Consider the following 24,838-nt stretch of genomic DNA (forward strand, 5'->3'; position numbering starts at 1 on the left):
AAGGAAAGCAGCATGTTCGATCAGGTCGTATTCGCCGGCGGCGGCAACCGCTGCTGGTGGCAGGCGGGTTTCTGGGATGTCGTGCAGCCGCAGCTCGATATCCGTCCGCGCGTGATCACCGGCATCTCGGCCGGCGCGGCCACCGCGTGCATGCTCTACACGCGCGATTCCGACTGGGTCATGCGCTATTACGAAGAAGCGCTGCGCCACAACAAGCGCAACGCGTACTGGGGCAACCTGCTGCGCGGCGAATCGGTATTTCCGCACTACCGGATCTATCGACAGGCGCTGCTCGACATCTACGGCGACAAGTTTTCGAAGCTCGAACGTGCGCCGGAGATCCGCATCGGCGTGTCGCACCTTCCGCGCTGGCTCGGCGCACGCAGCGCGGTCGCGGCGGGACTGATCGCGTACAACGTCGAAAAATACGTACGCAAGACGCTGCATCCGACCTTGGGTCGCAAGCTCGGCTTTCATCCGGAATTCGTGCGCGCGCAGGATTGCGCGAGCGTCGATGAACTCGCCGACCTGATCCTGCAATCGTCGAGTACGCCGCCGTTCACGCCGGTTCTGCGGCGCAATGGCCGGCCGGTGCTGGACGGCGGGATGGTCGATAACGTGCCGGTCGACGCGCTCGACGCCGACACACCCGGCAACGTTCTGGTGATGGTCACGCGGCTCTATCCGCGGCCGCAGATGTTCGTCGTGCCGCACGGGGTGCAGCAACGGTTGTATGTGCAACCGTCGCGCAAGGTGCCGATTTCGAGTTGGGATTACACGAGCCCCTCGCAGATGGTCCACGCGTACAACCTAGGTCGCGCGGACGGCGAGGTGTTCGTCGAGCGCATCCCTGCGCTGCTGGAGGCGGGGGCGCACGAAGCGCGTTGAAGCTTCGGATTGCAGCGACAGTCTGCAGGTTTTAGAAGACGGTCGAACCTGACGACCGCCACAGGACCTCGCTGCAAGTTGCCGGCGAAGCAACCACAAGATTCCCGCCCGCCGGCCACCTGCTACTTACCGCCGCCGTCCACCCTGCAGCGCTTCCGGATTCGCGACGCTCGCGGTATCGCCCGCATCGAACGCCAGAATGTTGTTGAACGCCGCGGCGAAGTACAGCTCGTAGCTCTCGCGTTCCACATAGCCGATGTGCGGCGTGCAGATCACGTTTTCCATTCGCAGCAGGCTGTAGCCTTGCAGGATCGGCTCGCTTTCATAAACGTCGATCGCGACCATCCCCGGACGGTTGTGCGACAGCGCGTTCACCAGCGCGTTTTCTTCGAGCAGTTCGGCCCGGCTCGTGTTCACGAGCAGCGCGGTCGGCTTCATGCGCATCAGATCGTCCTGCTTGACGATGCCGCGCGTGTCGTCGTGCAGACGCAGATGCAGCGACAGTACGTCGCTGGTCTCGAACAGCTGCTCACGGCTTTCCGCGACGCCATAACCATCGGTGCGCGCGGCTTCACGCGAATGCTCGCGGCCCCACACCAGCACGTTCATCCCGAACGCCTTGCCATAACCGGCGAGGAGGCGGCCGATCTTGCCGTAACCCCAGATCCCCAGCGTCTGACCGCGCAGCACCTGGCCCAGACCGAAGTTCGGCGGCAGCGCGGAAGTCTTCAGCCCCGACTGCTGCCAGGCACCTTGCTTAAGGTTTGCCACGTATTGCGGAATCCGCCGCTGAGCGGCCATGATGAGTGCCCACGTCAGTTCGGCGGGCGCGATCGGCGAGCCGGTGCCTTCGAGCACGGCGACGCCGCGTTCGGTACAGGCGGCCAGGTCGATGTGAGTACCAGCCTTGCCGGTCTGGCTGATCATGCGCAGACGCGGCAGCTTGTCGAGCAGTTGCGAGGTGATGCGAGTGCGTTCGCGGATCAGCACGAGGGCGTCGACTTCGGACAGACGGCTCGCAAGTTGACCGAGGCCGCGCACGGTATTGTTGAAAACTTTTACCTCGTGGTCGGCAAGCAATTGAAAGCAGTCGAGCTTGCGAACGGCGTCCTGGTAATCGTCGAGGATGGCAATCTTCATGGTATGTAATTTGCGGCGCACCGCCATGGTGCGAACTGAATGTTATGCTCTCTGTCCCATCATGTGGCTTAGGTCACACGGTGGTTTCGCTGGATGCCTTAACGTTGAAGCTGTCGCACAAAAGAACGGCAGCGCTACGTGAAGGCGAATTGAGAACGTTTTTAGCAGTTTGTTACGTGTTGAGGCAAGCCGCTTTACACAAGGTTGCAGAAGCCTTGCCTGAAGCGCGCCTCCGCGAGACGAGCTGTATGGCCCAGGACGATCTGCACAATCGTGAGTTGGCAGTGAACTCGACATCGATCGACACGCTAACACGCTGAATTGAATGCCTCTCGCATGCAGCGTCCCAGGGCTTGTACCGTTTTTCCATTGCTTTCAGAACGGAGACAAGTCGATGAATCATCCCTCGTTTGAAGGGCAGCCTGTTATTCAGGCGCCTGAATGGGTCAAACACCGCAAGTTGATCGACTGGGTCCAGCGCGTCGCCGCGTTGACCAAGCCGGAACAAGTGGTCTGGTGTGACGGCTCGCAGGAAGAATACGACCGCCTGTGCGCGCAGATGGTCGAAGCGGGCACGATGAAAAAACTCAATCCCGCCAAGCGTCCCAACTCCTACCTCGCCTGCTCGGATCCCTCCGACGTCGCCCGCGTCGAAGACCGCACCTTCATCTGCTCGCAACGAGCCGAAGACGCAGGCCCCACCAACAACTGGATCGCCCCGGCCGAAATGCGCTCGACGCTGGACGGTCTGTTCGACGGCGCAATGCGCGGCCGCACGATGTACGTGGTGCCGTTCTCGATGGGCCCGCTCGGTTCGCCGATCGCGCACATCGGCGTTGAACTGAGCGATAGCCCGTACGTCGCGACCAACATGCGCATCATGACGCGCATGGGTCGCAAGGTGTATGACGTGCTCGGCGAAGACGGCGAGTTCGTGCCGTGCGTGCACTCGGTCGGCGCGCCGCTCGCGGCCGGCGAGCAAGACGTCGCGTGGCCGTGCAACAAGACCAAGTACATCGTCCATTTCCCTGAATCGCGCGAAATCTGGAGCTTCGGCTCGGGCTACGGCGGCAACGCGCTGCTCGGCAAGAAGTGCTTCGCGCTGCGCATCGCATCGACGATGGGCCGCGACGAAGGCTGGCTCGCCGAACACATGCTGATCCTCGGCGTGACGTCGCCGGAAGGGCGCAAGCACCACGTCGCGGCGGCGTTCCCGTCGGCCTGCGGCAAGACCAACTTCGCGATGCTGATCCCGCCGGCGGGTCTGAACGGCTGGAAGATCTCGACGATCGGCGACGACATCGCATGGATCAAGCCGGGCAAGGACGGCCGCCTGTACGCGATTAACCCGGAAGCGGGCTACTTCGGCGTCGCGCCTGGCACCAGCGAAAAGACCAACTTCAACGCGCTCGCCACGTTGAAGGAAAACGTGATCTTCACGAACGTCGCGCTGACGGACGACGGCGACGTCTGGTGGGAAGGCATGACGGACGAGGCGCCCGCGCACCTGATCGACTGGCAGGGCCAGGACTGGACCCCGGCGATCGCGAAGGAAACCGGCCGCAAGGCTGCGCATCCGAACGCGCGCTTCACGGCGCCGGCTTCGCAGTGCCCGTCGATCGACGCGGACTGGGAAAACCCGGCGGGCGTCGCGATCGATGCGTTCATCTTCGGCGGCCGTCGCTCGACCACCGTGCCGCTCGTCACCGAAGCGCGCAACTGGGTTGAAGGCGTCTATATGGCGGCGACGATGGGCTCGGAAACGACCGCGGCCGCAGCCGGCCAGCAGGGCGTGGTGCGCCGCGATCCGTTCGCGATGCTGCCGTTCTGCGGCTACAACATGAGCGACTACTTCAACCACTGGCTGAAGACCGGTGAGCGTCTGGAGCAACTGAACGCGAAGCTGCCGAAAATCTTCTGCGTGAACTGGTTCCGCAAGGGCACCGACGGCAAGTTCGTATGGCCGGGCTTCGGCGAGAACATGCGCGTGCTGAGCTGGATGGTCGGCCGTATCGAAGGCTCGGCCAAGGGTGAAGAGCACGCGTTCGGCGTGTCGCCGCACTATGACGACATCGACTGGAGCGGCCTGAACTTCAGCCGCGAACAGTTCGAGCAGGTCATTTCGGTCGACGACGCTGCATGGCGCGACGAGCTCGCACTGCACGCGGAGCTGTTTGACACGCTGCAACAAGGCCTCCCGCCGGCGCTGACGCACGCGAAGCGCGCGTTGGAGGAAAAGCTCACGGCCTGATCATGTGAGTGGTCACTTCGCATGCAAAGCCGCCTTCGGGCGGCTTTTTGCTTTTGGGGCTCGATGGAACGGGATTTTTTCGGTTTCGGAAATGCCGGGAAAGCCTTTGCATCTGTTCGAACAAAAAAGACAGTGCAAGGTGCGGCGCAGCAGATTGTTTTAATTTTTGGAATAATTTCAGTTCAGAGCCCGCTTAATTCCGCGCAGTCCTACCAAATTTGACAATATTTCGGATTTTGGGGGCAACTTCTGCACGAAATTGCGAGTCGTAGGAGAATCCCAGGTTCGCTTCACTGGTTTTCACTAATTGTCAGGAAGCAGTAACACGGCAGGAGTTGTCCTATGGATCATTTGCAGTCGATGCGAGTTTTCGTCAAAGTGGCGGATCTCGGCAGTTTTGCCCGCGCTGCGAGCGCGATGGATATTTCCAATGCAGTCGCCACCCGTCACGTTGCCGACCTCGAGGGTCGCCTTGGTACGCGACTGCTCAACCGCACCACCCGCAGCTTGTCGCTGACCGAATCCGGTCAGGTCTATCTCGAGCGCGCCCGTCAGATTCTCGATGAACTGGAAGACGTCGAGCAGATGGTGGTCGCGCGCAATCACGAACCGGTCGGTACGCTGCGCATCGTCGCGCCCGTCGTGTTCGGGCTGCATAACCTCGCGCCCGTGCTGCAAACGTACGCGGAGCGCTATCCGAAAGTCATTCCGGACGTCACGCTGGTCGATCGCCAGGTGGATCTGGTCGAAGAAGGTTTCGACGTCGGCGTCGTCATTGCGCGGCAGATGCGCAGCGCCAGCATCGTCACGCGGCGCCTGACCACCGGCTGCATGACCGTGTGCGCAACGCCCGACTACCTCGAAAAGCACGGCACGCCGACGCGTCCCGAACATCTGCTCGAGCATTCGTGTCTGAGCCTGCCGTCCGAATACTGGGGCGACGAGCGCGTGTTCACGGGGCCGGACGGTGAGGTGCGGGTGCGGCCGTCGAACGTGATCGTCGCGAACAACACCGAAATGCTGCGGCAGTTCGCGCTGCTCGGGATGGGCATCGCGATTCTGCCGAGCTACCTGATCGGCCGCGACATGACCCGTGGCCGGCTGGTGCGGCTGCTGGGCGATTACCGTTTGCCGCAGGTCGAGATCAACATCGCGTATCCGAGCCGCCGTCACTTGCCGGCCAAGGTGCGTACGTTCATCGACCATCTGGTCGAGCACTTCAACCAGACGCCGAACAGCGTGCTTGGCGAGCAGTGGATCAAGGGCGACGGCAGCGAGCGGCTCGCGCAGGCGGGCGCCTTCGACTCCACCGAACCGCGTGCGCCGGAAGCGTTCGACGGTGCCGAGCCGCTGTCGCGTTTGCTCGACAGCGAGCTGTCGCCGGTTGCGAAGCCGGTGGCGAAAACGACTCGTACCCGGCCGACGGCTTTGTCGCCGCTGTAAGTCGCCGGATGCTGGAGCCCGCGTCGCATAAGGCGGGCGGAAATTAAAAAAGGCGCAGTCACTTCAAGTGACTGCGCCTTTTTCGTGGGCGGGTGGCGAAGCGCCGGGCCGCGCCCCCAGCTTAAGAGCCGGTTTTACGCGCCGCGGTCTTCTTCGCCGGTGCCTTCCTGGCCGCTGTCTTCGCAGCAGGAGCCTTTTTCGCCGCTACCTTCTTCGCGGCCGGCTCTTCCTTCACTGCGACCGCGGTATCGCCGTCGTCCGATTCAGGCATCGCCTTGGCCGCCGAGCGAGCCGCCGAAGTCTTGGCAGCAGCGGTCTTCGCCGCGGTTTTACCCGCTGCCGGTTCCTTCTTCTCGAACTCGAAGCCGATCTTGCCGTCGTTCTGCTTGACGAGGAATGCCTTGAAGTTACGGCCCGTACGCGACGACTTGAAGTTCGTCAGCAGATCGGTGCGGCCTTCTTCCAGCAGTTTGGCCATCTGCTCGCGGGCGATTTCCTGCTGCAGGATCACCTTGCCGGAGCGGAAGTCGCAGGTTTTCGGATTGGCGACCGAGTTCTCGCACACATAGCTCATGCCGTGCTCGAACACGCGGCCCTTGCACTTCGGGCACGCGCCGACCGGTTGCTGATCGGAGAAATCGGGCGGTTCGCCGTCTTCGCCGGCGGCATCCTGGCCGAAGTCGAATTCGAGCTTATAGTTCTTGATCTCGTCGTCGAGCGAGAGCTTCAGGATCGCCGAGAACGGCCGGCCCATCTTGCTGCGGAAACCCGACAGCGGTCCGATCGTTTTGTTCTGCAGCAGCTCTTCGACTTCCGGGATTTCGAACTGACGGCCGCCCGGAATCTTCGAGATCGAGAACTCGCACTTCGAGCACGCGAAGCGCCGGTAGTTTTCCTTCACCTGGCCGCCGCAATTCGGGCAAGGTGTTTCTAACGTCGCGTAATCGCCTGGGATCGTGTCCGAATCGTATTCCTTCGCGCGCTTGACGATGGTCTGCGTCATGCGCGCGATTTCCTGCATGAACGCATCGCGCGGCAGGTTGCCGCGCTCCATCTGCGACAGCTTGTATTCCCACTCGCCGGTCAGCTCGGGCGCGGTCAGTTCCTTTACGCCGAGGCCGCGCAGCAGCGTCATCAGCTGGAACGCCTTGGCGGCCGGGATCAGGTCGCGGCCTTCGCGGATCAGATACTTTTCCGTCAGCAGACCTTCGATGATCGCCGCGCGCGTCGCCGGCGTGCCGAGACCCTTGGCCGCCATCGCTTCACGCAGTTCGTCGTCTTCGACCAGTTTGCCCGCGCCTTCCATCGCCGACAGCAGCGTCGCTTCGTTGTAGCGTGCGGGCGGCTTGGTGACCAGTTGCTGGGCGGCGATCTTGTCGGTCTTGACCTTTTCGTCCTTCTGCACCGGCACGAGATTCGCGTCGTCGCCGCTGGTTTCGCGGCCGTAGATCTGCAGCCAGCCCGGTTCGACCAGCACCTTGCCTTCGGTCTTGAAGTGATGACCGACGACTTCGGTGATGCGCGTCGTCACGCGATATTCGGCGGCCGGGAAGAACACCGCGAGGAAGCGCTTGACCACGAGGTCATAGAGCTTCTGTTCCGGCTCGGACAGGTTCTTCGGCGCCTGCAGCGTCGGGATGATTGCGAAGTGGTCGCTGATCTTCGAGTTGTCGAAGATGCGCTTGTTCGGCTTCACCCAGCCCTTGTCGAGCACCTGCTTCGCGAACGGCAGATAGTTGTTGCTCTCCTTGAGCATGCCGAGCGTCTGCTTGACCGTATCCAGATAGTCTTCCGGCAGCGCGCGCGCGTCGGTTCGCGGATAGGTCAGCACCTTGTGCTTTTCGTACAGCGCCTGCGCGAGACCGAGCGTGTTCTTCGCCGAGAAGCCGAAGCGGCCGTTGGCCTCACGCTGCAGGCTGGTCAGGTCGAACAGCGCCGGCGACAGTTGCGTGGACGGCTTCGACTCTTCGCTCACCGTGCCGAGCTGGCCACGGCAGGCCGCGACGATCGTCTCGGCCGCGGGCAGCGCCCACAGCCGCGAATCGCGCTTTTCCGGGTCGAACTCGTCGCGCTTGAATTTCGGGTCGTACCAGCGGCCTTCGTAGAAACCGCCCGCGCAGACGAACTCGGCCTTCACTTCCCAGTAGTCGCGCGGCACGAAGCGGCGAATCTTCTCTTCGCGCTCGACCACGATCGACAGCGTCGGCGTCTGCACCCGCCCGACCGTGGTCAGGAAGAAGCCGCCGCCCTTGCTGTTGAACGCGGTCATCGCGCGCGTGCCGTTGATGCCGACCAGCCAGTCCGCTTCCGAGCGGCAGCGCGCCGCGTCGGCGAGCGGCTGCATCTCTTCGTCGCTGCGCAGACGGGCGAAGCCGTCGCGGATCGAGCCGGCCGTCATCGACTGCAGCCACAGCCGTTGCACCGGCTGCTTCGCTTTCGCGTGCTGCGCGATCAGGCGGAAAATCAGTTCGCCCTCGCGCCCCGCGTCGCATGCGTTGATCAGACGGTCGATGTCCTTGCGCTTGATCAGCTTGGTCAGCACCTTCAGGCGCGACTCGCTCTTGGCGATCGGATTCAGATCGAAATGCGGCGGAATGACGGGCAGGTTGGCGAAGCTCCACTTGCCGCGCTTGACTTCGTAGTCGTCGGGCGCGGCGATTTCCAGCAGATGGCCCACTGCCGAGGAAAGGACGTAATCGTCGCTTTCGTAGTATTCGTCATGCTTGGTAAAGCCGCCCAAAGCGCGCGCGATGTCGTTCGCGACGGAAGGCTTTTCGGCGATGATCAGTGCTTTGGACATGACTCGATGTGAGGTTGGTAGATCCGGGTGGGTGGCCTTGCGCTCGCCCAAATGGCGCGCGATGCTCGTTTGCGACCTGTTTCGACCCATTAACGACCGCTTTATAGCACAAGGCGCGAAGCGGTCGTGTCAACTCTTTTGAAAGCGCGCCATCATAAGTGCGTGCCGCGCGGTTGATCAAGCTGCTGCAAACGCCGCTGGTGAAGCGCCGCGCCGGCTGCGTCGTCGTTCCCGGGCAGCCCTGCCGCAACGCGCGTCACGCGTTATCCCGCGATCGCCGCGCGGCGCGCGAAGGCCGCCGTCAGGCGACCGCCAGCGCCGGTCGCAGCTTCGGCGCGCCGGTCACGCCGGGCAGTGCGGTCAGGTCCGACAACATCCGCTCCACGATCGATACCTGCGGCAAAACCGTACCGAAAAAACGTGTCGTCACCGAGTCTTCGATCAGGATGGTCGGGAAATTCTCTACGTCCAGATCGTCGAAGCGGTCCGCATGGGTTTCGATGTCGATCCACGCGAAACAGACCTCCGGATGCCGCTCGGCGAGCCGGTTGAACGCGTCCCGGTACTCGCGACAGGTACCGCACCACTCCGCGCACAGACAGGCCACGAACAGCGTGCCGGGCTCGTTGACGCGCTCGGCGATCCGGTCATGGTCGGTGTCGAGGTTCAGCGCGGGCATGGGACGGTTTCCTTGTGTACGGTATCGGGTGCTTTGGCGCGAATGTAGCATGGCCGGTCCCGAAGAGTGGCCAATCTCCATTGACTTAGCGCAAGCGCGGTTCACTCATGATGGGCACGGACGAAGCGGCCGCCGGGCAGCAGCGTGACCTCGCCGGCGAGTTCGAGTTGCAGCAGCGTCGCGTGCAACGCGGCGTCCTCCATCTCGGTGCGGGCGGCGAGAATTTCAAGCGAGGTCGGCGAATGGCCGAGCGCGGCTAGCAGGCGCTCGGCTTCGGGGGCGAGCGCGGGCGCTGCACGCGCAGCAGAGGAGGGCTGCTCTGCTAACGCCGAAGTGGACCGGAGCGGCTCCGCAAACGCCGGGGCGGACCCAGCAGGTTTCTCGAACTCCGCGGTGGACGGAGTTGGTTCCGCGAACGTCGTGGTGGTCGATCCGGCTGGCCGTGGCGTTGCCGCGACGGATGAGGACCTAAGCTCGCCCGGGCGCGAGCGCCGCGCACCGCCGGCTTCCGGCCGACCACACCGCTTCAACGGCCGCTGCGCCTCTGCCGTCGCCCGCCTCGCGAACCCAAGCTCCTCCAGCACCTCATCCGGAGTTTCCACCAGCCGCGCCCCCTGCTTGATCATCCGATGACACCCGCGCGCCAGCGGCGCGTGAATCGACCCGGGCAGCGCGAACACATCGCGCCCCATCTCGTTGGCGAGCCGCGCGGTGATCAGCGAGCCCGAGCGCATCGCCGCCTCGACGACCACGACCCCGCTGACCAGCCCGGCAATCAGCCGGTTGCGCTGCGGAAAATTGGCGGCGCGCGCCGGCGTGCCGAGCGGCCATTCGGAGACGATCGCGCCTTGCGCGGCGATCTGCTTCGCGAGCGCGTGATGCACGGCCGGATACACGAGGTCCGCGCCAGTGCCGATCACCGCGACGGTCGCGCCGATGCCTTCGAGGCCGCCCAGGTGCGCGGCGCCGTCGATGCCGAGCGCGAGCCCCGACACGATCGTCACCCCCGCCATCGACAGCTCGCGCGCGAACCGCCGCGCGTCCTCGAGACCCTGCGGCGTCGCGCTGCGGCTGCCGACCAGCGCGACCGCCGGCGTGTGCAGCACGTCGAGCCGGCCCTTTATATATAGCAGCGGCGGCGGATCGGGCATCGTCAGCAGCGCGGGCGGATAGGCGGGGTCGTCGAGCGTGACGATCTGATTGCCCGGCAACTCGCGCCACGCGAGCACCGCGTCGAGTTGGGCGTCGAAAGCCGCGCCCGCCGGCGTCAGCGCCGCGCGCGCGGCGGCCTCGCCGGCAACCTCGGCGAGCACCTCCGGTGGTCGCTCGAAAATCGCTTCCGGTAGCCCGAACGTGCTCAGCAGCAGCCGCAGCGCGGCGGGCCTGAGCCCCGGCGCGAGCGACAGTCGCAGCCAGGCGGCCAGTTCGACACGGGTTGCGGGCAACGCATGCATGCAGATCGCTCCTCTGGCGAGGCCTGCGGTCAGACCGTCACCATGCTAGAATTTTCATCATCCGAAATAACTGCTGCGCCGCGCCGGTTCGCGCGGGCTCGTCGTCGGGCGCTCGAGTCGAAGCGTGTTGAATCGAACCGGTTCGACATCATCTATCCTCTGCGTATCACGACGGGCTCACAAGCTGGCCAAACGGCCAACGCGAGCCTTCCCAGGCCTCGCGGCGTCAAAAAACACACTCGAAATCATGGCTTTACTGAACATTCTCAATTACCCGGACAAACGGCTGCACAAGGTGGCGAAGCCGGTCGCGGAAGTCAACGACCGCATCCGCCGTCTCGTCGCCGACATGGCCGAGACCATGTACGGCGCGCCCGGCGTCGGTCTCGCCGCGACCCAGGTCGACGTGCATGAGCGCGTGATCGTGATCGACGTGTCGGAAACGCACGACGAGTTGCTCGCGTTCATCAACCCGGAAATCGTCTGGTCGAGCAACGAGAAGAAGCTCTCGGAAGAGGGTTGTCTGTCGGTGCCGGGCATCTATGACAACGTCGAGCGCGCCGAGAAAGTTCGTGTGCGCGCGCTGAACGAAAAGGGCGAAACCTTCGAGATCGATTGCGAAGGGCTGCTCGCCGTGTGTATCCAGCATGAAATGGATCACCTGATGGGCCGCGTGTTCGTCGAGTACCTGTCGCCGCTCAAGCAGACCCGCATCAAGAGCAGGATGAAGAAGCTCGCCCACGCGATGTAACGCGCGTTCACCTTGCCTATCGCTGTCCATTCATGAGTCATTCGTTGCGCGTCATCTTCGCCGGTACGCCGGAATTCGCCGCGGCCGCGCTGGCCGCGATTCATCGCGCCGGTTTTTCGGTGCCGCTGGTGCTGACCCAGCCGGACCGGCCCGCCGGCCGCGGCATGAAACTGCAGGCGAGCCCGGTCAAGCGCTACGCGCAGGAGCATGGGCTGGCGGTCGCGCAGCCCACCTCGCTGCGCCGCGCCGGTAAATATCCGGAGGAAGCCGCAGCCGCGATCGAACAACTGCGCGCGACGCCGCACGACGTGATGGTGGTTGCCGCGTACGGGCTGATCCTGCCGCAGGAAGTGCTCGATATTCCGCGCCACGGCTGCATCAATATTCACGCGTCGCTGCTGCCGCGCTGGCGCGGCGCCGCGCCGATCCATCGCGCGATCGAGGCGGGCGACGCGCAAACCGGCATCACGCTGATGCAGATGGACGCCGGCCTCGACACCGGCGCGATGATCTCCGAAGTGCGCACCCCGATCGCCGCCGACGACACCACCGCGACGCTGCACGACCGCCTCGCCGAGGACGGCGCGCAGCTGATCGTCGATGCGCTGATCGAACTCGAACGCAGCGGCAAGCTCGCGTCGACGCCGCAGCCGGCCGACGGCGTGACCTACGCCGAAAAAATCGCCAAGCACGAAGCGGCGCTCGACTGGCGCCGGCCGGCCGACGCGCTGGCCCGTCAGGTGCGCGCGTTCGATCCGTTCCCGGGCGGCGCGGGCACGCTCGAAGACGGCAGCATCGTGAAGATCTGGGCCGCCGCAGCGGTGGCCGCGCCGGCTGCCGCCGCGGGCGACGCGCCCGGCACGATCACCGAGGTTTCGCCCGAAGGCGTGATCGTGGCCTGCGGCGAACGCGCATTGCGTCTGACGCAATTGCAGAAACCCGGCGGCAAACGCCTGCCGGTGCGTGAATTTCTCGCCGGTTCGACGCTCGTCGCCGGCCAGCGTTTCCAACTTCCGGTAGCAGGATAAGCGCGGCGCGGGCGGCTGAACATCGACCGTTCGGCCGAGCTTGACGGCACCCGCCAAGCCCCCGCCGCGCGTTAGAATCCTCCATGCAACAGGCACAGTTTCGAGGGTTCATCACATGTTCGGCATCGTCCATTTCGAGTTTTTCGTCGTCGCGGTTTTTCTTCTGAACGTCACCCCGGGGCCGGATACGGCCTATATCGTCGGGCGCAGCGTCGCGCAGGGCCGCGGCGCGGGCCTGATGTCGGCGCTCGGCATTTCGGCGGGCTGCTGCATTCATTCGCTGGCTTGCGCGTTCGGCCTGACCGCGCTGCTGGCCGCGTCGGCAACGGCATTCACGGTGATCAAATTCGTCGGCGCGATGTATCTGATCTATCTGGGCGTGCGCCTGATTTTCTCGAAGCCGGCCGACGACGTCCCGGCCGGCGACACCCGCGCGTCGTCCTCGTCCGCGCCGAAGTCGCTGCGCCAGCTGTTCCTGCAAGGTTTCTGGACCAACGTGCTGAACCCGAAGGTGGTGCTGTTCTTCGTGTCGTTCTTCCCGCAGTTCGTCGCGACCGGCAGCGAGCACAAGACTTTCGCGTTCCTCACGCTCGGCGCGGTGTTCGTCGTGATGAGCATGCTCTGGAACAGCTTCGTCGCGTGGATCGCGGGCAGCGTCACGCAACGCTTTTCGGGCAAGCCGACGGTCAAGCGCTGGCTCGACCGCGGTGTCGGCAGCGCGTTCGTCGGCCTCGGCATCAAGCTGGCAACCACGTCGCGCTGATTGAATTTTCCCGTCCCGCCCATATCTAACATTTCGCTTACAATCTCGGCCGCCGCGATCGCGCGGCGTGGAGACGAAGCCCACGTTTGGGGCAAGGAGTTGCAGACATGTTCAATTGGGTAAAAACCGGGATGCTGATGGCCGCCATCACGGGCCTGTTCATCGTGATCGGCGGGATGATCGGCGGCTCGCGCGGCATGATGCTCGCGTTCATCATTGCCCTCGGGATGAATTTCTTCTCGTACTGGTTTTCCGACAAGATGGTTCTGCGCATGTACAACGCGCAGGAAGTCGACGAAAACAGTGCGCCGCAGTTCTATCGGATGGTGCGCGAGCTGGCCACGCGCGCCAATCTGCCGATGCCGCGCGTCTACCTGATCAACGAAGACGCGCCGAACGCGTTCGCGACCGGCCGCAATCCGGAGCATGCGGCCGTCGCGGCGACCACCGGCATTCTGCGAGTGCTGTCCGAGCGCGAAATGCGCGGTGTGATGGCGCACGAACTCGCGCACGTGAAGCACCGCGACATTCTGATCTCGACGATTTCGGCGACGATGGCCGGCGCGATTTCCGCTTTGGCGAACTTCGCGATGTTCTTCGGCGGCCGCGACGAAAACGGCCGTCCGGCGAACCCGATCGCGAGCATCGCGGTCGCGCTGCTCGCGCCGATCGCCGGTGCGCTGATCCAGATGGCGATTTCGCGCGCGCGTGAATTCGAAGCCGACCGTGGCGGCGCGCAGATTTCCGGCGACCCGCAGGCGTTGGCATCGGCGCTCGACAAGATTCATCGCTACGCGAGCGGCATCCCGTTCCCGACCGCGGAGGCGCATCCGGCCACCGCGCAGATGATGATCATGAATCCCTTGAGTGGCGGTGGTATCGCCAACCTGTTTAGCACTCACCCGGCCACCGAAGAACGCGTCGTAAGATTGATGGAAATGGCGCGTACTGGGCGTTTCGAGTGATTCGATGGGTTATTCCAGCGCTTCAAAACTGATCCGGTCGCCCACCCGCAAGGCGACCGCATCCGGCGGAAGTAACCGGTTCTGACCGGGTAGGGAAGGATACGCGGGGGATACGCGGCAACATGATGATTGCGTATCCCCGTATCCTACGGGCTGGCCCACCCTCACGCCCGCCTCATGCCATCGCCCACCGCCGCCGGCAAAGTCCCGTTCACAGAAAAGACCATCGACGCCATGCGTCGCCTGCCGTTCGGGCAGAAGCCCGTGGGGCTCGACGCGGACGGCAGGCTCGTCACGGAACCCGTGCCCAACGACGCCCGGGACTACTTCATCCGCGACGCGTCAACGCCAGGCTTTGCCCTGCGCCGGTACCGCACCGGGATTCAGACGTGGTACTGCGAGCGCAAACTGGCCGGGCGGGTTTGCCGGTTCGTCTGCGGTGACTACCGCACAACCAGCCTGGGACAAGCCCGCAAGAACGCGCTGACCGCGCTGGCGAAGATGCGCCAGGGCATCGACCCGAACCACGAAGTCGAGGCGAACACGCAGAAAACGATCGAACGGGACAAGGAGCGCCGGCTGACGTTCGGACTCATGCTCGAACGTGACGCCGAGAGGCGGTCGGCCGAAAACGCAGCCGAAGGCAAAGGCGACACGAAAAACACAGCGCGGGATCGTCAGAACACGATCAACGTGATCCAGAAACAGCCCATCTGGTCAAAGCCTGTCGCAGACGTGACGACCGATGCGCTGGCCGCGCTCATCGCCGGGGTGCGCAAGAAGCACGGCGACTCGACGGCGATCAAAGTCTGGCGATACAGCCGGGCCGCGTTCGGGCGTCTGCCGAGCACCGAAGCCCCGGACGTTCACGTGTTCGACGAGTTTTTGAAGAGCCACGACACGGCCCTGCCGAAGCCCAAGCGCTCGCAGCGCTACCTCGCGACCAACGACGAGTCGGGCGAAGCCTGGTTGCGGTTCATCGCGGCCCAGCGCAACGCCGAAACGGCGGTCAAGACCGGCCACCCGTGGACCCGGTCGGTGATGGCAGACGCGATCATCACCACATTGTGCCTGGGGTTCCGCAAGATGGAAGCATTGGCGCTGCGGGTCGAGGACGTGAACTTCGAAAAACGGTGGATACGCGTCACCGAGGACCGGGCCAAAAACAAGCGCGTGCACTACGCGCCATTGTGCCCGGGCCTGGAAGCCCTCTTGCGTGAGCGCATCGCGGCCAACGCGGCACCCCGCGGCCGGGACGTGGAACGCGCCAAGCGCGGCGTACCGATCCCCGTGAGCGAGTACGTGTTCCCGACCGAACGACGGACGGCCAAGAGCGGGCACATTCAAGGCGTCCAGTCCCTGCTCGACCTCGCCAGCGAGCAGTCCGGCACTTACGTGTCCCTGCACGACCTGCGGCGCTCGTACGGCGGGGAAATGTACAGCCTCATCGTCGGCGGCGACGCCTCGACCCGGGCCGACACGCGCTTAGTCAAACAAGCGCTCAACCACGTCGCCGAAGAAGACACCGAAATAACGCTGTCGTACGTCAACATCGACGCTCGGATCAACGCCCTGCGCCCGGCGGCCGAGGCCCATGAGCGCAAGATTTTCGGGCTTTGCGGCATCCCCGTGCCGGGCGTGGCCCCGGTGCCCGCGAACGACGCCACGGCGCTGCTCGACGCGCTCAAAGCCCGGGCAGCGGACGATCCGGCGCTGCTCGACCAACTGCGCGTCATCGTCGGCACCCTTCAGGCCTGATCAATCCCCTACGGAGCATAGGGGATTGACCTGGTGAAACGGGAGGAAACGACCGGGAACGATCGGAACTCGCCGGTTGTTCCAGGAGCGCCCAAAGCCTCGAAAAAAACGCTTGTACGGCCCCATCCCGGGCGCGTACAGTTCATTTCACCGCGACGCCCACCAGCGACGCCGCGGGGCTGGCAGAGCAGCGCCAGCGCGCCGTGAGGCGCACCCACGCGACTCGGATTTGGGCGAACGCAAGCCCAGCAGCCGGCGGCCTGTGCACGGGCCGGCGGTCGTAACCGTAGCACCTCTAGTTGGTCGAGAGGCAAAAGCACCACCTTAAACCGTGGTGTCCCTTTGCCTTTCACGCGACCAACTCTCAGGAGAGTGCTATGAAATACCGTAACCCCCACGACGCTTCCAACGAAAAAACCCGCAAGGCGTTGCTGGCCGAGTGTTTTCCGTTCCCCATCGTCTACTCGCTGATCACCTGCCTGCCGGTCGAGGCCATCTTTTGGATCGCCCTGCCGTTTCCGTTGCGCATGGCGGTCGTTCAAGCCCTCATGAAGTTCGACGAAAGCCTGCCCGTGGCCCGCGAGGGCACGATCGCGTACGGCCTGCTGACGCTCGCAACGCCGGACCTTGACGAGGCCGAACGCCGCGCCATGTACCTGCACCGCTCCAAGCGTTGCGCCAAGAACCGCCACGACCTCGTGGCTACGCTGGCTCGGGCCGAGCACCGGGCGCAGGACACCATCGACCTCGCCGTCGCCGCATGGGCGGCGGAGGGCCAGCCCTTGACCGATGAAACCCCGGTGCTCACCGGCTTTCAGTTCATGCTGTTGGCGGTTGACCTGAAAGGGCGTGGCGATTTCGACGTGTTCCCGATGTTGAGCGCGATCCTGAACATCGCAGGCTTGCCCGACGACAGCATTCAAAGCGAGACGATCGACGCCAAGGCCGTGGCCTATGGCGATCAGATCGGGTTCGACTGCCGCGTTGACACCCCGTCCTATGCCGCGTCGGCCGGCACCAACTTGCACTGATACGTTTGTTTGTATGTTTGTTTGATACCACCTATCACATCATTTAGGAATACTACATATGAGCATCAACCACGCAACGAACGAAGCCCTCAACGCACTGGTCGCATTGGGCCGTGATGCCGCGCAGCGCGCGATCGCCGCCGAGCGTGCGTACAGCGAAGCGCAGGACGAATGGATCGCCGACTGGATCGATGAGAACGCCGACGACCCGGACGATGACGACGAGCGCGACAGCCTCCATGAACACGCGCAGGAAACCGACGCGTACGAGGCGTTTTGCGACCGGGCGCGCATCGACATCGCCGCCGAGCACGGCATCGAGGCCGAGGTGCTGGACCACGCCATCGCGCTGATGAACGACGGCGACGACGCGCTGGCTTTGCTCGACCAACGCCGCGCCGAACTGTGCGCCGCCCACCACCTCGCCTAATCAGGAGCCTGCCATGACCAAAAACACCGCCCGCACCGCGTTCGCGTGGCTGCCTGCAGAGGCGCGCGCCGCGCTCGTGGCCGAGGTCGAACGGACCTTCGACGAGGCCAAGGCCACCATCGCAGCGTTCATCAATCAAGCCGACTGCGACGACGGCGACGAGACCGACCGCGATTTTATGAACCGTTACGGCTATCCGCGCTCTTGGGACGACGAGGTACCGCAGCCGCGGCAGCGCCCAACGCCGGCCGGCGCGATCGAGGCGATGCTGCGCAGCACAGCGTGCTCGTCGGACGAACTGCTTTTCGAGGGCTTGACCGATGACTGATTTCCAACGCTGGCTGATCGAAGTTTGGGACGGCCCGGTGACGCACGAGGCCGTCAACTGGAACGGTCCGCAGATGTATCGGACGTACCTGGAGGTCTGCCGTGATGAAACGCAGGCCATGACCGGCACCGAGTTCTACCACCGCCTCTGGTCGCTGGCCGGGGGCGGTGCTTGACGCCGTAACCGTCAAGCACGAAAAAGAAGTGCAGCACTAGCGCCACGGCGCTCACACGCGACCCGCCGGGAGGCAAGCCCGACACACCGCCCGTTCGTCGGGGCCGTTCGTCCAAACCTGGGCGAACGTCTCAACCCAGCGAACGGAGAGCAGCATGACGACGAAGCATTACAGCAACGACAAAGACGTGAACGCGGCGGTTGCCAACCTCGTGAGAGGCGGCTGGACCGTCCAGGCTAAAGGTCGCAGCAAGCACCCAAAACTCATAGCCCCCAACGGGTACAGGATGGCTTTTCCGTTGACACCGAGCGACTGGCGAGCGCTGCGCAACCTGCGCCGGGACGCCGACCGGCTGGCAGCCCTGCCGGCGGTTGCGGCTAAACGCCTCTGACACTGAACACAATCAAGGGTGTCGCAGATAGCAGAAGAGCGCCCGTTCAGCGGGCGCCCCCGTCTTTACCGGCTCACCAGCTTGCCGGACTCCCGATCATAGACCTTGTTCAAAATCGTGCCGTCCAGGATGCTTTGCACCGCTTCGTCGATGATGGGTAAGGGCACCAAAAACCATTCACGAGGTTTGACCGGCTTTCCAAAGCGGTCGAGGATTTCCAGGTCTAGTTGGGCGCTCCCAAAAATCCTGTGGATCAGATATTCAACCTTGGACCGGTCGACGCCGGACAGTTTGTAGGTGGTAACGACTTCCACCTTACCGAGCAGGTAGGTCGCATCGTTCTCGGCATCCGCGATTCTCGTCTCGACCTTGCCGCCCGTCACGCCAATCTTGTGAATGACCTGGCGGTACGGGGCGATACGCGGATCGTTGGAAAGCGAGCGCAGCACGTAAATGGTGCCACTTTGCACGTCGTCGTGGTCCCACTCGCCGCTGAACAGCGGTCCCATGTCTTTCTTCCGAAGACGGCGCGGCGTGTCGTCGCGGTAGAGCGCTTTTTGGAACGAACGCTGCAACAGATCGCTTTCGGTCTCGTTGTCGTAGATGACACGAAGCCGCGCGTCCGGCCGGTCGGTGACGGACGTTTTGATTTCGTCCCCCATGTCGGCGATGTAGGCGATCTGCCCGTTCAGGATGTAGAAGTCGCCTTGCTGGATGCTTTCCAACTTGATTTCAGCATCCTGTGCAAACGGCAGCGCTTCCCACGTGCCTTCTCTCAGCCCGACCTTGGCTTCGTCGAACAGGTGCTTGAACTGGTCGAAATCGATGCACGGCGTGCGATCAGCGATCTGTTCGGCTGCGGCCTTTTCCGCGGCCGATCGGACATGTCGAAGCACCGTGATGTCGTCGTCGCTCTTTGCTTCAACCCCAAGTTCTGCAAGCAGGTCGTCGTCTCCAAGTTGATCGAGATCGACGGGGGCCGGGGCTGGAGACGACGCAAGCAGGCCTTGGGTGTCAATGGTCGCAAGCAGCGTCAGAGCGGCCGTGTTGCGGCGCAGTTGGTCCAGGCGAACCGCATACAGGCGCTCGAAGATGTCGAGGTCTTCGCCGTGACGAGGCGCGTGACCGTGCTGCTCGACGAAGCGCTGGATTTCCTCGAACCCGGCGATGATGCGCTCTTCCTGGGCCGTACGACCACCTGTTACTTCGACCTCAACCGAGATGCCCAACTGCTCAAGCAGGTCGTCGTCGGACACATCGTCCTCTACCGGGCTTTTTTTACGCGTTGCCATTGCCTTCCTTCCTCTTCTCGGCAGCCTTGAAGCGGGCAAGAACCGCAATGCCCTCTGCCATGCGCTTCTCCCACGGATCGGCGGCGTTGATGTCCGGCAGGCGACCACGCTCATGCTTGAACGCGAGCGCCCGTTTCGCCAGGTCGCGCGCCTCTTCGATCGGGATGTTGATCTTGCGCGCCGCGATTACGGCTTGCACCTGCTTCAAGGTTTTCTCGTCCATCGCCTTCGCAAGAATCGCGTAGGCGGTATCGAACGGATTGATCCGGTCGATCAGGTCGATGTCCAGTTCCTTGACGCTCATCGCAAACTGCTTCACCCCTTCAATGAGGGCAAGGTTTGCTTTCGGCGTGCCGTCGTCGTCCGCACCGGTTGCTTCATCGGCGGCAAGCATTTCGACCTGCTTGGCCTTTTGCGTGAAGGCCAGTGCAGCGACCGCGTACTGGCGCACGGCCTCCTGATCGTCCTCTTCCAGGTGTGGGTACTTCTCGCGCACGATCTTTCCCATTTGAAGGATCGTCAGTTCCTCGGGAATCGTGTTGTCGTGGTCAAACAAACCGCGTTCGAGCGTCTTGCTGTTCTGCACGAACGAGGCGAGCACTTCGTTGATGTCCTCGCGGCAGATGCGCGCAGCTTCCTCGGACTTCGCATCGACCAGACCTTTGACCTCGACGTGCACACGTCCGTCATCGTGGTTCACGCCGATGTTGAGTTGGCCGTCCTTGTAGCCGTCGGGGCCGTAGTCGAAACCTGGTTGCTCGCCAGCATTCTTGGGGGTGAACTCGAAGCGTGGGGCCAAGACCTGCTCCATGAGTAAGCTTGCGGCGATCGCCTTCAACGTATCGTTGATCGCGTCGGCCACCATATCCTCGGACGCGTCCGGTTCAGCGATGAGGTTCGTGAAGCGTGCGCATTCCTTGCCCGGTGCGTCGCGGGTGGCACGACCGATGATTTGAACGATTTCGGTCAGGCTGTTGCGGTAGCCGATGGTCAGCGCATGCTCGCACCAAATCCAGTCGAAGCCTTCCTTCGCCATGCCGAGCGCGATGATGATGTCCACGTGATCTCGGTTGTTTTTCTGCTTCGGGTCTTTTAACGCGGACAGAACAGCAGAGCGGCCGTCGCCGTCGTCCACCAGATCGGCGACCTTGATCACACGGCCCTCGGGCAACTGGACCAGATGAAAGCCAGTTTCGGGATCGGTGCCTCTCCAGGTGCCAAGACTGTCCATGATCTCCTCGACCTCTCTGTGCTTCCTTTTGAGGCTCTCGCGTGAGTTGACGTTCGGGATGTGCACAATCGTTTTCAACGACGGATCGAGCACACCCGTGATCGAGTCCAGGTACGGGCCGGTGTAAAAGTAATAGCCGATGTCGAGCGACTTCAGGTACTCATAGCCGTTCAACTGCTCGTAATAGGTGAACGTCACCGTCTCGAAGCGCGCTTCGTCGTCAGGTGCGAGCACGGCTTCAGCGTCGCCGCGGAAATACGATCCGGTCATGGCGACCATGTGTAACTTGTTCCGCTGAATCAACTCGGTCAACTGCCGCCCCAGGATGTTGTCCTGGTCGCTGCTGACGTGGTGGAACTCGTCCACCGCGATCAACCGATCGTCGAACGCGGCCGGCCCAAGTTCCTGATAGGCAAACCGGAACGTGGCGTGCGTGCAAACAAGCACCTTGTCGTCGGTGGTAAGGAACTCGCCGACGGCTTTGACCTTGGACGGAGCCACCCTGACGTCGTCAGCGCCGGGCGCGTTGCACAAGTTCCATTGCGGCTTCACAACCCAATCGGCGAAGAAGCCGTACTTGGACAGCGGCTCGTTGACAAAACTGCCCCCGATCGAGCGCTCGGGCACCACGATCAACGCCTGCTTGATACCCTGGTTCGCCAGTTTGTCGAGCGCGATGAACATCAACGCGCGCGACTTTCCCGAGGCCGGCGGCGACTTGATCAACAGGTATTGCTCGCCCCGTTTGGCGTAGGCACGTTCCTGCATGGGACGCATACCCAGCGCGTTCGACTTGCTGGACGCCCCTGTCCGATGCGTCTTGATGGTAACAGTTGGAATCGAATACCGTTTGGTCTCTTCGTTGCTCATTGCGCGGTCTCCCGTGCTCGAATGGTTTTCTTGGCCGGCTTCGCTTCCGCCGCAGTCATCTTCGTGTACAGGTCAAACAGTTTTTCCAGTCGTTCGGTGTCGTTGCGAAACCGGCGTCCGATGTAGACGCGTTCAAGCACTTCGTCATTTCGTTCATGGGTGCGACGCAAATCCTCCGGCATGTTGTCCGGGTCGTAAAGATCTGCGATCGTCGCCGGGAAGTGCGCTTCTCGAGCAAGCAGGATGTTCTCCGCACATTCGGTCAGATCGGCTTTGTTCTGCTCCGTGAGTGCAGGGATCGGGAAGGTGTTCCAACCCAGTGTGTTCGAGTAGCGAAAATCCGTTTTGATCTTGCCGCAAACTGTTGCAATCCAAAGGAGATGGAGCTTCGAAACCAACAGCGCCATAGTCCATATCTCGGCACCGAATACGCCGAAGGCTCCGTCGGCGACGATGGCACCAGCTTGAAAATATGAGATAGGCAAATACTCGCGTCGCTCAGATGAGTGACGCGGGACTAGGATCACGGTTTCATTATCGCGTTGCCGGACTTGCTGGAAAGCGTACGGAGTCGCGGCACCATCTTTCGTTAGTTCCTTGGAGCTTTCTGATCGCATCTTGATAACTTCATCAGTGCGACTCTTGATCAACGGTATGGTCATCGCATCCGCGGACTCTCGGTCTTTGATCCATAGGCAATATCTAAAGTCGCCGTGGATCGTGTCTTCTGTTCCAATAAACGGTCGAATATACGAGGCCGTACGAGAATCCTTGTGCACAAAATCTCGTGCTTCCTCTGGGGAGAGAATGAGGTGGCCGCCATCAGCAGGTTTACTTCCATTGGTCATTTCTTTGATTTGAGAAATGACGCTGGATCGTGCGCCAACATAAACATCACGGTACGGGATTAGATAGGCATTGATATTGTCAACGTCGCGACGTTTGATCCCATCAACACCCAAGTCCTCATATAGGGCGACGCTCCCAGGCGATTTCCGAGCCAATCCAACGATTACGACTGTAACGCCTGCGTTGTTTGCCGCGAGATTTGCCCACTTGAACGAAGTGTATGCGAAATTTATTCGCAAGGATTCGCCCAGGATCAGGGGCCAAAGACGCGAGACTTGCTCTCCCTGCATAACGGAGTTAGTGCTAACGAAAGCACACGCAGACTGTGTGGCTTTTGCATATTTGGAAAACTGCATGAACCAGCCGGAGACGTAATCCAAAGACTTCCAGCTAGATGTTTCGTTAGCAAATAGAGCTTCAAGGTCGGCTTTTCGACTTTCCGCCTCTCGTTTTAGGCGTTCCTTCGTTGCTGCGCTTGCACCTTTCGGCGGTTTAACCGTGGCGCCAACATATGGCGGATTTCCGCAGATGTAAGTCTCACCACCTTCGTTCGCGAAGTCGATTTCGGACTGGTCGAGTGGCGTCTGGAAGAGATCATCCGCGACGACCTTTACGCCCGTCCCGGTTGGTGGGCAAAGCGCCAACCAATCCATCCGGAGAGCATTCCCACAGGTGATCCAGTTCTCCGCTTGGAGCGGCAGGAAGTCTTGCACCGCCTGCATTTGACCGCGGTACAGAACGTCGCACTGGTATTCAGCGATGATGAGTGCAAGGCGGGCAATCTCTGCCGGAAAATTGCGGAGTTCGATGCCCCGGAAGTTGGTCAAGGGGATAACGGACTTCAGATCTGCTTGCTCTCCTCGACGCTGATTGATTTCGGCCTCTATTTCGCGCATCTGCTTATACGCAATGACCAGGAAGTTGCCCGAACCGCACGCCGGATCGAACACGCGAATGCGCGCCATGCGTTTGCGCAGGTTCAGCAACTTCGCTTTGTTATCGCCCGCGGCTTCCAGCTGCGCACGCAAATCGTCAAGGAACAGGGGGTTGAGCACCTTCAGGATGTTCGGCACGCTCGTGTAGTGCATACCGAGGGAGCCTCGTTCCTCGTCGTCGGCGACCGCTTGGATCATTGACCCGAAGATGTCTGGATTGATTTCGTGCCAATCCAGTTGGCCGGCGTGGAGCAAGTACGTGCGCGCCATGCGCGTGAAGCGCGGTACCTCGTTGCTACCGCCGAACAGGCCACCGTTCACATACGGGAAGGCATCGGCCCATCCTGGGATTTTTGCTTCTGCACGTGCGTTACCCTTGGTCGGTACGTTCATCGCGTGGAAGAGTGTGCTGATCACGTCGTGGGCATTGCCCGACGCCGCATCGCTCATCCGATCGACGGTCTTCGTGAACAGGCCGTTGCGGCTGAAAATCCCCGTGTCTTCGGCGAAGAAACAGAAAATCAGGCGGCCCATGAAGTGATTCATGTCCTGCCGACGCTCGTCCGTAGTCCAATCGGGATTCTCGCGTAGCAGTTCCAAATAGAGTTTGTTCAGTCGGCCGGTTGCGCGAACGTCGATCGCGCTGTCCTTGATTTCCTTGATCGTCGAGATGCCCGCGAGCGGCAGGAAGAAGCCGAAATGGCCGGCGAACTTTGCGTACTCGCAGGCGATCGTCTCGCCGTTCGCCATTTCCTCGGCTTCGAGGGTGTCGCCGTCCGTGGCCAAGATGAACTTGACCTTACCCTTCTTGGTTTCCGGGCTCGCTCGCAGCACATTGAGCGTCGCATTAACCTGGCCGGAAGTGCAGGTAGCGAGGTGGATGTGACTGCGTTGTAGAACGCCGCCTGGAACATCCGATTTGTTGGTGTCGCCTTTGCGGAGGCGGGCGATCGTGGTGTCTCTGTTCCCGAAGGCAGCGAGGAAGGCGTAAGGAAAATCCTCAGCGTTAAATGGCGCTTCGGCCAAGTCGGAGACAGCGGCCTCGATTTCGACTGCATTCATGTGTGTGGTCTGGAAATTTTTGCCTACTATTATGCCCGGGCTTATGTCAAAGATGGATCGGGTTCGGGCCGTGGCGACCGATCCAAGCAGCTTTGATCGTCATTGGCAAGAGTCCGCATCGAAGCCCCGCCATTTCGGCATGCAGCATAGCCGTGCGATGCCCGCGTTTTTGCTTGCGCGCGAAGCGGATGCCGAAGGCTCGCCGGCGTCAGCGGGTCGGCCGGGCGGCGCAGCCGGCCAGGTTTGGGTTGCGCGGCAGCGAGCCGTTTCCTCCCACCCCTCCCACCCTGGAAAAACAAGGTGGGAGGTCGGATGGGAGCGGAA

Annotated in this window: 20 protein-coding genes; 13 read left to right on the forward strand and 7 right to left on the reverse strand. The window is 62.4% G+C overall.

Going from position 1 to position 24,838, the window contains the following annotated elements; all coding sequences use genetic code 11:
- The first annotated feature begins 12 nt into the window (after positions 1 to 12).
- Positions 13 to 888, forward strand: coding sequence for a patatin-like phospholipase family protein (locus BTH42_RS00430; RefSeq protein ID WP_075294754.1), 876 nt, complete (start codon positions 13 to 15; stop codon positions 886 to 888).
- A 126-nt stretch (positions 889 to 1,014) separates the two neighbouring features.
- On the opposite strand, the gene BTH42_RS00435 is transcribed toward BTH42_RS00430, so the two are convergent.
- Positions 1,015 to 2,028: a D-2-hydroxyacid dehydrogenase family protein gene (locus BTH42_RS00435; RefSeq protein WP_075294776.1), complete on the reverse strand. Its 1,014-nt coding sequence runs from the start codon at positions 2,026 to 2,028 to the stop codon at positions 1,015 to 1,017.
- 394 nt (positions 2,029 to 2,422) lie between these two features.
- Between BTH42_RS00435 and BTH42_RS00440 the strand changes: the two genes are divergently transcribed.
- Both BTH42_RS00440 and BTH42_RS00445 read left to right on the forward strand, forming a co-directional pair.
- A complete protein-coding gene (locus tag BTH42_RS00440) occupies positions 2,423 to 4,279 on the forward strand; it encodes a phosphoenolpyruvate carboxykinase (GTP) (RefSeq protein WP_075294755.1) in 1,857 nt (618 codons plus the stop codon).
- A 342-nt stretch (positions 4,280 to 4,621) separates the two neighbouring features.
- A complete protein-coding gene (locus tag BTH42_RS00445; RefSeq protein WP_075294756.1) occupies positions 4,622 to 5,722 on the forward strand; it encodes a LysR family transcriptional regulator in 1,101 nt (366 codons plus the stop codon).
- A 121-nt stretch (positions 5,723 to 5,843) separates the two neighbouring features.
- On the opposite strand, the gene BTH42_RS00450 is transcribed toward BTH42_RS00445, so the two are convergent.
- The 3 genes from BTH42_RS00450 to dprA form a co-directional block, all read right to left on the reverse strand.
- Positions 5,844 to 8,522 carry a DNA topoisomerase III gene (locus tag BTH42_RS00450; protein ID WP_075294757.1) on the reverse strand — a complete coding sequence of 893 codons (2,679 nt, stop codon included), beginning with the start codon at positions 8,520 to 8,522 and terminating at the stop codon, positions 5,844 to 5,846.
- Positions 8,523 to 8,823: 301 nt separating this feature from the next.
- Positions 8,824 to 9,201: a thioredoxin family protein gene (locus BTH42_RS00455; RefSeq protein ID WP_075294758.1), complete on the reverse strand. Its 378-nt coding sequence runs from the start codon at positions 9,199 to 9,201 to the stop codon at positions 8,824 to 8,826.
- Positions 9,202 to 9,302: 101 nt separating this feature from the next.
- Positions 9,303 to 10,655, reverse strand: coding sequence for a DNA-processing protein DprA (gene dprA / locus BTH42_RS00460; RefSeq protein WP_075294759.1), 1,353 nt, complete (start codon positions 10,653 to 10,655; stop codon positions 9,303 to 9,305).
- Positions 10,656 to 10,902: 247 nt separating this feature from the next.
- On the opposite strand from dprA, the gene def reads away from it, so the two are divergent.
- The 10 genes from def to BTH42_RS00510 all read left to right on the forward strand — a co-directional run bounded on the left by def (position 10,903) and on the right by BTH42_RS00510 (position 18,275).
- Entirely contained in the window at positions 10,903 to 11,406 is a 504-nt protein-coding gene (gene def / locus BTH42_RS00465) for a peptide deformylase (RefSeq protein WP_075294760.1), read from the forward strand.
- 32 nt (positions 11,407 to 11,438) lie between these two features.
- Complete coding sequence (gene fmt, locus BTH42_RS00470; protein ID WP_075294761.1) at positions 11,439 to 12,434, forward strand: methionyl-tRNA formyltransferase; 996 nt, start codon at positions 11,439 to 11,441, stop codon at positions 12,432 to 12,434.
- A gap of 115 nt (positions 12,435 to 12,549) precedes the next feature.
- Positions 12,550 to 13,197: a LysE family translocator gene (locus tag BTH42_RS00475; protein WP_075294762.1), complete on the forward strand. Its 648-nt coding sequence runs from the start codon at positions 12,550 to 12,552 to the stop codon at positions 13,195 to 13,197.
- A gap of 107 nt (positions 13,198 to 13,304) precedes the next feature.
- The gene (htpX, locus tag BTH42_RS00480; RefSeq protein WP_075294763.1) at positions 13,305 to 14,162 is read left to right on the forward strand and encodes a zinc metalloprotease HtpX; all 858 of its coding nucleotides are present in this window, start codon (positions 13,305 to 13,307) and stop codon (positions 14,160 to 14,162) included.
- 177 nt (positions 14,163 to 14,339) lie between these two features.
- On the forward strand, positions 14,340 to 15,920 hold the full coding sequence (locus BTH42_RS00485) for an integrase arm-type DNA-binding domain-containing protein (protein WP_075294764.1): 1,581 nt from the start codon (positions 14,340 to 14,342) through the stop codon (positions 15,918 to 15,920).
- 377 nt (positions 15,921 to 16,297) lie between these two features.
- On the forward strand, positions 16,298 to 16,951 hold the full coding sequence (locus BTH42_RS00490) for a hypothetical protein (RefSeq protein WP_075294765.1): 654 nt from the start codon (positions 16,298 to 16,300) through the stop codon (positions 16,949 to 16,951).
- Positions 16,952 to 17,009: 58 nt separating this feature from the next.
- Positions 17,010 to 17,381: a hypothetical protein gene (locus BTH42_RS00495; RefSeq protein ID WP_075294766.1), complete on the forward strand. Its 372-nt coding sequence runs from the start codon at positions 17,010 to 17,012 to the stop codon at positions 17,379 to 17,381.
- Positions 17,382 to 17,394: 13 nt separating this feature from the next.
- Positions 17,395 to 17,709, forward strand: coding sequence for a hypothetical protein (locus BTH42_RS00500; protein ID WP_075294767.1), 315 nt, complete (start codon positions 17,395 to 17,397; stop codon positions 17,707 to 17,709).
- A complete protein-coding gene (locus BTH42_RS00505) occupies positions 17,702 to 17,884 on the forward strand; it encodes a hypothetical protein (protein ID WP_075294768.1) in 183 nt (60 codons plus the stop codon). Before BTH42_RS00500 ends, BTH42_RS00505 begins: the two co-directional genes overlap by 8 nt.
- A gap of 154 nt (positions 17,885 to 18,038) precedes the next feature.
- The gene (locus BTH42_RS00510) at positions 18,039 to 18,275 is read left to right on the forward strand and encodes a hypothetical protein (protein ID WP_075294769.1); all 237 of its coding nucleotides are present in this window, start codon (positions 18,039 to 18,041) and stop codon (positions 18,273 to 18,275) included.
- A 65-nt stretch (positions 18,276 to 18,340) separates the two neighbouring features.
- On the opposite strand, the gene BTH42_RS00515 is transcribed toward BTH42_RS00510, so the two are convergent.
- The 3 genes from BTH42_RS00515 to BTH42_RS00525 are packed head-to-tail and all read right to left on the reverse strand — an operon-like array spanning position 18,341 to position 24,514.
- A complete protein-coding gene (locus BTH42_RS00515; protein ID WP_075294770.1) occupies positions 18,341 to 19,567 on the reverse strand; it encodes a GIY-YIG nuclease family protein in 1,227 nt (408 codons plus the stop codon).
- Positions 19,554 to 21,668: a DEAD/DEAH box helicase gene (locus tag BTH42_RS00520; protein ID WP_075294771.1), complete on the reverse strand. Its 2,115-nt coding sequence runs from the start codon at positions 21,666 to 21,668 to the stop codon at positions 19,554 to 19,556. Before BTH42_RS00520 ends, BTH42_RS00515 begins: the two co-directional genes overlap by 14 nt.
- Positions 21,665 to 24,514: a DNA methyltransferase gene (locus BTH42_RS00525; protein WP_075294772.1), complete on the reverse strand. Its 2,850-nt coding sequence runs from the start codon at positions 24,512 to 24,514 to the stop codon at positions 21,665 to 21,667. The genes BTH42_RS00520 and BTH42_RS00525 overlap by 4 nt, the downstream gene beginning before the upstream one ends.
- Between the last annotated feature and the right edge of the window lie 324 nt (positions 24,515 to 24,838).

This window comes from Burkholderia sp. SRS-W-2-2016, assembly GCF_001931485.1.
Taxonomy (GTDB): Bacteria; Pseudomonadota; Gammaproteobacteria; order Burkholderiales; family Burkholderiaceae; genus Paraburkholderia.